Annotated in this window: 5 protein-coding genes and 2 pseudogenes; 1 reads left to right on the top strand and 6 read right to left on the bottom strand. The window is 63.7% G+C overall.

Translation table 11 applies throughout. The features are described 5' to 3' along the window. Positions 1-115: 115 nt before the first annotated feature. From ACM9ME_RS15475 to ACM9ME_RS11185, 4 genes and pseudogenes are all read right to left on the bottom strand, one after another. Positions 116-247: pseudogene (locus ACM9ME_RS15475) on the bottom strand (IS6 family transposase); the annotation flags it as partial. 61 nt (positions 248-308) lie between these two features. Beyond that, positions 309-1679: a hypothetical protein gene (locus ACM9ME_RS11195; RefSeq protein WP_415643548.1), complete on the bottom strand. Its 1371-nt coding sequence runs from the start codon at positions 1677-1679 to the stop codon at positions 309-311. Between the two features lie 195 nt (positions 1680-1874). Then, positions 1875-2426, bottom strand: a pseudogene (locus tag ACM9ME_RS11190) (hypothetical protein); the annotation flags it as partial. A gap of 1307 nt (positions 2427-3733) precedes the next feature. After that, positions 3734-4915, bottom strand: coding sequence for an MFS transporter (locus tag ACM9ME_RS11185; RefSeq protein ID WP_415643543.1), 1182 nt, complete (start codon positions 4913-4915; stop codon positions 3734-3736). Positions 4916-5096: 181 nt separating this feature from the next. Here ACM9ME_RS11185 and ACM9ME_RS11180 point away from each other — a divergent pair, with 181 nt between their 5' ends. Next, positions 5097-5582, top strand: coding sequence for a DUF4440 domain-containing protein (locus ACM9ME_RS11180; RefSeq protein WP_415643542.1), 486 nt, complete (start codon positions 5097-5099; stop codon positions 5580-5582). Between the two features lie 8 nt (positions 5583-5590). Here the strand turns inward: ACM9ME_RS11180 and ACM9ME_RS11175 are convergent, their stop codons facing one another. Then, positions 5591-5992: a Cu(I)-responsive transcriptional regulator gene (locus ACM9ME_RS11175; RefSeq protein WP_415643541.1), complete on the bottom strand. Its 402-nt coding sequence runs from the start codon at positions 5990-5992 to the stop codon at positions 5591-5593. Then, entirely contained in the window at positions 5989-8364 is a 2376-nt protein-coding gene (locus ACM9ME_RS11170; protein ID WP_415643540.1) for a heavy metal translocating P-type ATPase, read from the bottom strand. Before ACM9ME_RS11170 ends, ACM9ME_RS11175 begins: the two co-directional genes overlap by 4 nt. Positions 8365-8398: the final 34 nt, after the last annotated feature.

The raw sequence follows: 8398 nt of genomic DNA, 5'->3' as shown, positions 1-8398 counted from the left end.
ACCATACCGGCCAGCGACTTTTCATAATGTCGCATTCACAGGCCTTACAGAAGACCGCACTCGATCACGCGCGCATTGGATCAGAAACCTCTTGCACACCGGGCGGCAACCACAGAAGCAGATCCTGGACGTTCCGCGATGACAGCGGAAACCGAACGTGCATCAGCACCATCAGTCGGATCACCTCGGGCGAGGAGTTGAAGCGGCGGAAGGGACTAGGCGGCTTTGCTCTAGATTTGCGTCTCATCCGCACCATTTAGCCGCTACCTCGTTGGTCTGACAGCGCCCTCGGGCGGGGCCAGGGTTCGTCAAAACACGCCGGCAACGCCGATCCGTGCACCCGTGCTCTTGCCACCGGCATGGCTGACGCCTGCGTTCAGCGCGAACGGCGCATCGCCGAAGCGGTGCGACACCGATGCGGAGAACGCGACTTGCCCTCGATAGACGGCGGTGTTCGCGGCGTAGCCGGTCTGCCCCGCTTCGGGCGGGAACGGCGCGTTGGTCAGTGCCATGGCGGCGGCAGTCCCGCGACGGCTTTCGCGGCGGTCATAAGCTGCCAGATCGAACAGCTGATTGATCGAGCGCCCCTGCGCCGCGACGGTATCGTCGATCGCGGCCTGCCCTTGTTGCAGGCCGGCCAGCGCGGCCGCCTGAGAGGCCTGAAGTGCACTCGCCCCCGACTGCCCGCCCTTGCCGAGCGTGCCATTGGCATCGACGGTGACGTAGAATTCGGTTCCGCTCTGCGCAGCGTCGGAGGCGGCGATGTCACCGAGTTGTACCGACGTCCCCGATCCGCCCAGCTTGACCTGATTGACCGCAGTCGTCGCGGCATTGGCCCCCAGCGCAGTCGATCCCGCAAAGCTGGCCGTCGCCATATAACCGACCGCCGAGGTGTTCATCGCCGATGCCGTGCTCTTCCCACCGATCGCAGTCGTCTGGGCGTTGGTCGCGACAGCAGCGGCCCCGATCGAGGTGCCGAACGCGCCCGTTGCCTGGCTGAGATAGCCGATCGACGTCGCCACGACCCCCGTCGCTTGCGCCGACGAGCCTAGGCCAAGATTGCCGCTCATGCTGGCGACAGCACCATTGCCCAGCGCCACCGCAGCCGATCCCGATGCGGTCGACGAACTGCCCAGCGCCAGCGCGTTCGATGCCGTCGCATTGCTCGAAAAGCCCATCGCCACCGCGCCAAAGCCGACGGCATTGTCGGCATCGCCGATCGCTACCGCGCCCTGACCATTCGCGGTCGAGCGGTTGCCGATCGACGTCGCCCCTATCCCGCCGGTGGCGACGTTGGTCGTGCCGATCGCCACCGACTGCGCGTTCGAGGCCAGAGCGTCCGAGCCGATCGCGATAGTGTCGGTCTGAGTGGCGCGGGCACCGATTGCGTCCACGTCTCCACTGTCAGCGCCGAGCGCGATGGATCGCACGCCCGTCGCTTGAGCGGCAAAGCCGACCGAAACCGCGTCGGTGGCGCTCGCCGCGGAGTTGCCGCCGATCGAAATTGCGCGGTCGGCAGTCGCTTGAGCACCGTTGTTGGTCCCATCCCCAATCGCAATCGAGCTGTTTCCGGTCGCATCGGTGAACGCACCAACGGCTGTCGAATAGGCTCCGCTCGCAATCGCGCCGCCGCCCAAACCGGTCGTCTCAATGCCGGATGCCTTTGTTTGAAAGCCCACTGCAACCGTGTTTGCCATCGTTGCCGCGGCGCTGGATCCGATAGCTACTGCGCCGGATGCACCCGATGCCGTTGCCATGTTTCCTACTGCGACCGGGCCGAAATTGCCTGACGCGGTTGCTGCATTGCCGACGGCCACCGCCGTACCGACGGCCATCGTGGTTGTGCCAATAGCGACTGAGTTCGATCCGCTGGCGCTGGAACTGTCGCCCAAGGCGATGGCTGATGGCCCGCCTGCGATCGTGTCCCTGCCAATAGCGATGGCGCCATCCGAATTTGCCAACGCCCCGGTGATCCCGGCGTCGCCACCATCGCCACCGATCGCAATAGCTCCTGTTCCCGATGCGGTTGCCATTTGACCCAATGCCGTTGACGACACCATCGTCGCCTGTGCTCCCTGACCAACCGCCGTAGCATTACTCGCGGTCGCTGATGCCGACGCACCTAGTGCTATCGTCTCTGTCCCGGTTGCCATCGCACCATTGCCCAGAGCCGAGGCATCGTTCCTGGTAGCAACCGAGGCAGCGCCAACGGCAGTCGCGTTTCCGCCGGTCGCGTTTGCACTGGCTCCGCATGCTAAGCGGGCGCTCGAACCAGACAGGGCGCCGCCATCGGTGTCTGATGCGTCGGGCACACCGTTATTGTTGGTGTCGAGCAGACATTCGTTTGCCGCACTGGGCGTAGCGAGGACGGCAAACAGGCTGACGGTCGCGGCAAGAATGAATTTGCGTGCGGCTAAATCGGACATTACAAAATTTCCCCCCAAACATGGTGAGGCGTGCGGGAAAGATGCTGGTCGTTGCCAGCCCCGCCAGCCGGATGTGCGACCCGCTGACGAGGCTGACCTATAGCCAAACAGCCGATTCGGCCCGGATCAATTTGGGACAGCAAAGGTAACTGCGTGGTCGGGGCAGAACGCCTTGTTTGCGTGCGAATATCTACCGTGGCGTGAGCGCGGTGGGCTCTGTCCGGGGATCAAGGAGCCATCCAGGGCTACGCATGATGCACTGGCATTGCTCGCGGTACGCCATCGATACGCAATCCGCGCGGGCGGCCACTTTCCCAAGTAGCGAGGTCCGACAAAAACGATCCAAAAAATTCTGAAATTTAGTGCGTGGCGGGGATATGGAAAAAGGACGACGCGCCGGGTGCCCCCGGAGGGGTGGGGTCCGGTCGGCAGAGGGCAGGCAGGGCATGAAGCATGGTCTGCGCCGCGCAACTGGTGGAACCGTGACCATTGCACACGAACAAAACCATATCATCGTTCTAATAACCACCTTGGACCACCCAATAGTTCCATATCTGGCCCGTCCGATTTGGTGACCAACACGACATATAAATAAATTCGATCGCAGTAATGTGACAGAAATACGGTATTAGCAGCGTTGAAAGTGTTGAAACGATAATCTTCAACGACTTTACGATATTGCAAGTCCAATCGAACCGTATGACAAAGTAAGCCTTCCAACAAGGAAAGGACTCGATATGACGGTCATCTCTTCTTCTCACTCACCCCGATAGTGCCCCGTCCACGCTGCGCGAGGCCAGCCTTCGCGCTGAGCGCGGTGCCTCTCAGTGTGCTGCGGCCGGGAACGACATCGGCACTATGATGAGGCTGGCATGTGAAGGTGCGCACCGCAGCGTGCGCCGAGAAGCGGCGGCATGGCTCTGGGCTATATCTAGAGTTCGCGCGCTCCCGGCGTAGCTCTTGCCAGCCGCAGCGATCCAAAAAGGGCAGTCTTTGACTGTGCCCTTTTTCGTGTTCGAATGATGCGGCCTCGCTCGAATGCGACCGGCGTCAGTGGGCCCGAAAGTGGGGCCGACCGCCCGCTGTCGGCGAAAGATGATTACTTTCAGCAACTTGAGCGGCGATATTGGCGGAGACGGAGGGAGCCACACTGCGACACTTATCCTTTTGATAGTAAATAGAAATATTGGTCTTGTTATATTTCCGTGCCCCCTATCGTGCCCCCGGAAAATGCCTCGCAAATCGTTCGTCGATTAGAGATCTTTGTTCTTCTACCTCGCTGCGTCGTTCCACAATGCCCGAGTTGATCATACCTGTGCAGCGACCTGACCCTGGCTCCCATAACGGGCGACCAGAAAAAGTGCGAAGGCAGCGAAGGCGGCCCCGGTCAGGAATGTCGCGTCCGGCCCTGCACGATCCCACACCAGACCTGCCACGACGCTGGCGAACAGCAAGGCGATGCCGCTCGCAAGATTGAACAAGCCGAAGGCCGAGCCACGCAGCTCAGGCTGCGCATGATCCGCGATGAGTTTCGCGAGCAAGCCCTGGGTCAGCGCCATGTGAGCGCCCCACAGCGCGACGCCGAAGAAGGAGCCGAGGAGGCCATGGATCAGGGCGAGCGCCAGATCGGCGGCTATCAGACAGATAAGGCCGCAGATGAAGAGGGTTCGCGGCCGCACCCGGTCGGAGAGGGCGCCCGCCGGGTAGGCGCCGAGCGCGTAGATCAGATTCATCACGACCAGGACCAATGGCGCAAGGGCCAGCGGAAGACCCTCTCGGTTCGCCTTGAGGATCAGGAACGCCTCGCTGAAGCGGGCCAGGGTGAAGACGACGCCGATGGCAACGGTCGCCCAGAACGCTCGCGGCAAGCGCCGGAGATCCGCCATTCGCAACGGTTGTCGCGCTAACGCCGTGGATCCGGTGTGCGGTGCATCCTCGACGCCGACCATGACGAACAACACCGCCAAAGCTCCGGGAATGACGGCAATCCAGAAAACCATGCGCATGTCGTTCGCGAACATCGTCATCAGCCCGATCGCGAGCAACGGGCCGGCAAAAGCGCCGACGGTGTCGAGTGATTGGCGTAGGCCGAACGCACGCCCCCTGATCTCCGGCGGGGTCACGTCGGCGACGAGCGCGTCACGAGGAGCGCCCCGGAGCCCCTTGCCGATCCGGTCCGCGAAACGGGCGCCGAGGACGGCTGCCGCGCTGCCCGCGAGCGGGAAGAACGGCTTCGATAGGGCGCCAAGGCCGTAACCCAGAAGGATCAGGGGCTTACGGCGTCCAATCCGATCGGACAGGTAGCCGGAAAAGACCTTGGTTATCGATGCCGTCGATTCCGCGAAGCCGTCGATCACGCCTACCAACGCGACGCTCGCGCCGAGGGTCACTGTCAAAAACAACGGGAGGAGCGCGTGCACGATCTCCGACGAGAGATCCATGAAGAGGCTGACGAAGCCCAGCGCCCAGACGGTTCGGGGAATTCTCATGCGCGAGCGATCCGTCGGAGTAGGTAACGGGTCCATGAGCAACGCTAACAGGCGAGCAACTGATCGTCACGACACCCGGCCGGATTGCCGGCGATCAATCGATGCGCTCCGTCGCGGCGACGAGGGATCAGCGCGACGCCTGCGTATATTGTGCCGGTACCACGCCAGATCGAGGGTTATGATGCGACTGCTTATTCCGCTGCTCTGCCTGTCATTTACGGCACCATTCCTATCGCTGCCCGCTTCTGCACAGGTTGCCCACCAGCCTGACCCTGTTCAATCGTTGGTGCCGAACGCGGGGCGTAGCGCGGCAGCGGTCGTCGAGGCTTTTCACCGATCGCTCAAGGTCGGAAATATCGAAGCAGCTTCCGCTCTTCTGGCCAGCAATGCGCTGATCTACGAAAGCGGCGAGGTCGAACACAGCAAGGCGGAATACGCCTCGCACCATCTTCCCGCCGACGCCGCGTTCGCCAAAGTGACGACGCGAAAGGTGACGCGACAATCCGGCAACGCCGACGCCGATATGGCCTGGATCGCCACGGAATCACGGACGACCGGCAGCTACAAGGGCCGGGCAATCGATAGCGCTTCGACAGAAACGATGGTCCTGCGACGGGACGGCAACGCGTGGAAGATCGTCCACATCCACTGGTCGTCGTGGAAATAGCGCTTCGGCTACGAGGTCGAGACCTTTCCAACCAAGTCATCGATGATTGGACAGTCGGGGCGATCGTCGCCGTGGCACCGCCCGGCGAGATCGAGAAGAGCGCGGCGCATCGCTTCGAGCCCCGCCGCCTTACGGCCGAGTTCGTCGGCACGTGCGGTGGCAAGCAGCTTCACGTCGGCGCTCGACCGGGCGGCATCGCTCCACAGCCCGAGCAGCGTCCTGATCTTCTCGATCGGGAAACCGAGATCGCGCGCATTGGCGATAAACCGCAACCGGTGAACGTCGGCGTCGGAATAATCCCTATAGCCGCTGTCGCGGCGCGGTGCCGACGGGATCAGGCCGATCTTCTCATAGTGGCGGATCATGCGCTGCGAGACGCCGCTCCGGTCCGATGCCGGCCCGATCTTCACAGCCTCGTCGCATTCAGCCGTAGCGCATTGGTCACCACCGTGAAGCTCGATAGCGCCATCGCCGCACCGGCGATCATGGGCGATAGCAGTATGCCGGCTACGGGAAAGAGCACACCCGCCGCGATCGGTACGCCGATGCCATTGAACAGAAACGAGAAGAACAGGTTCTGCCGAATGTTGCGCATCGTTGCCTTGGCCAACCGGCGGGCGCGCACCATGGCCGCGAGATCGCCCTTGGTCAGCGTCATCCCCGCGCTTTCGATCGCCACGTCGGTGCCGGTGCCCATCGCCACGCCGACGTCGGCTGCGGCGAGTGCCGGCGCGTCATTGATGCCGTCACCCGCCATTGCGACCTTGGCGCCTTTCACCTTCAATTCGCCGATGATCCGCGCCTTGTCCTCGGGCTTCAGGCCGGCGTGGACCTCGTCGATGCCGCCGATCGCCTTGGCAACGGCATCCGCCGTCCCTTGCGCGTCGCCGGTCAACATGACGATCCGCAGCCCCTCCTTGCGCAGCGCGGCAATCGCGTCACGCGCAGATGCCTTTATCGGATCGGCGACGGCGAGAAGCCCGGCAAATCGCCCGTCGATCGCGACGAACATAGCGCCAGCACCTTCGCTGCGATGGCGGTCCGCAGTCTTCGTCAGCGCCGACACATCCGCGCCGACCCGTACCATCTGAGCGGCGTTGCCGACGGATATCACGCGGCCATCGACTCGCCCGCTGACACCGAGGCCGGTCTGGGAGTCGAAGTCCTCCACGGGCGCAATCTTCAGCCCTTCCTTCTGAGCGGCAGTCACGACCGCATGGGCGAGCGGGTGCTCCGACTGCGCTTCGACCGCCGCAGCGGCGGAGAGCACGTCGTTCCGCACGAACTCGCCGGCGGTCTCGACCGCGACGAGCGTGGGGCGGCCTTCGGTCAGCGTGCCGGTCTTGTCGATCACGAGCGTGTCGACATCGGCCATCATCTGCAGCGCTTCGGCATCCTTGATCAGCACGCCCGCGCGCGCGCCGCGTCCGGTGCCGACCATGATAGACATCGGTGTCGCGAGCCCGAGTGCACAAGGGCAGGCGATGATCAGCACGGCGATCGCGTTGAGGAGGGCGTGGCCGAACCGCGGTTCCGGACCCACCAGGTTCCAGACGACGAACGTCACGATCGCGATGATGACGACGAGCGGGACGAACCAGCCCGACACGCGGTCCGCCACCGCCTGGATCGGCGCGCGACTACGCTGCGCTTCGGCGACCATTTTCACGATACGCGCGAGCACCGTGTCGGACCCGACCGCGCGCGCCTCGATCACCAGCGCGCCGGTGCCGTTGACGGTGCCGCCCGTGACGGTAGCGCCGTCTTCCTTCAGCACCGGCACCGGCTCGCCGGTCAGCATCGACTCATCGACCGACGAGCGACCTTCGACCACCACGCCATCGACCGGCACCGCTTCGCCAGGCCGCACACGAAGACGGTCACCTGCGACTACGTCGGCCAGTTCGACCTCAGCTTCCTCCCCGTCCGCGCCGATGCGCCGGGCGGTCTTGGGTGCGAGATTGAGCAGCGCCCGGATGGCGCGACCGGTCGCGGCGCGGGCACGCAGTTCGAGCACCTGGCCGAGCAGCACGAGCGTCACGACGACGCCAGCCGCTTCGTAATAGACCGGCACCATGCCGTGCATTTGGAACGACGGCGGGAACAACCCGGGCGCAACGGTTGCGACCACACTATAGGCGAACGCGGCGCCGACGCCGATCAAGACCAGCGTGAACATGTTGAGGTGGCGGGTGACGATCGAGGTCCAGCCACGCTGGAAGAAGGGCCAGCCGGCCCACAGCACGATCGGCGTGGTCAGCGCCAGTTGCAGCCACGGGTTTATCGCGGGTGGGACGAAGTGAACGCTGAGCATCTCCGCGACCATCGAGATCGCAAGCAGCGGCACAGTTAGCGCGGCGGCAACCCAAGTGCGGCGGGTGAAATCGACCAGCTCCGGGTTGGGCGCGTCGCCGAGCGACGGTTCCTCCGGCTCGAGCGCCATTCCGCAGATCGGACACGTTCCAGGCCCTTCCCGGCGGATTTGCGGGTGCATCGGGCAGGTCCACATTGCGCCCGGCGCTGCTGTCGGACCCGGATCAGGCTTGCCGGTCAGATAGTGATCGGGGTCCGCGACGAACTTCGTGCGGCAGCCGGCCGAGCAGAAATGATAGTCGTGCCCTTCGTGCGTCGCATGATGCGCCGTCGCGGCCGGATCGACGTCCATGCCGCAGACAACATCCTTGACCTTTGCATGAGCACCCTCGTTTCCGGTCGCGCTATTCGCTGAACAGCAGCCGCCCGCCGCGTGATCGTGTTCATCCTCGTGCGCCTGTTTCGTCATGTCGATTCTCCAGAGCGCACTGATATGAGGTTTG

The organism is Sphingomonas antarctica, assembly GCF_965137005.1.
GTDB lineage: Bacteria > Pseudomonadota > Alphaproteobacteria > Sphingomonadales > Sphingomonadaceae > Sphingomonas_O > Sphingomonas_O antarctica.
Note: the sequence above shows the minus strand (reverse complement) of the source record. Positions and strands in the feature narration are given on the sequence as shown.

Bases quoted from the DNA above. Each gene is read 5' to 3' on its own strand.
- ACM9ME_RS11185 (WP_415643543.1), bottom strand. From the start codon at position 4,915: ATGAGAATTCCCCGAACCGTCTGGGCGCTGGGCTTCGTCAGCCTCTTC.
- ACM9ME_RS11180 (WP_415643542.1), top strand. From the start codon at position 5,097: ATGCGACTGCTTATTCCGCTGCTCTGCCTGTCATTTACGGCACCATTC.
- ACM9ME_RS11170 (WP_415643540.1), bottom strand. From the start codon at position 8,364: ATGACGAAACAGGCGCACGAGGATGAACACGATCACGCGGCGGGCGGC.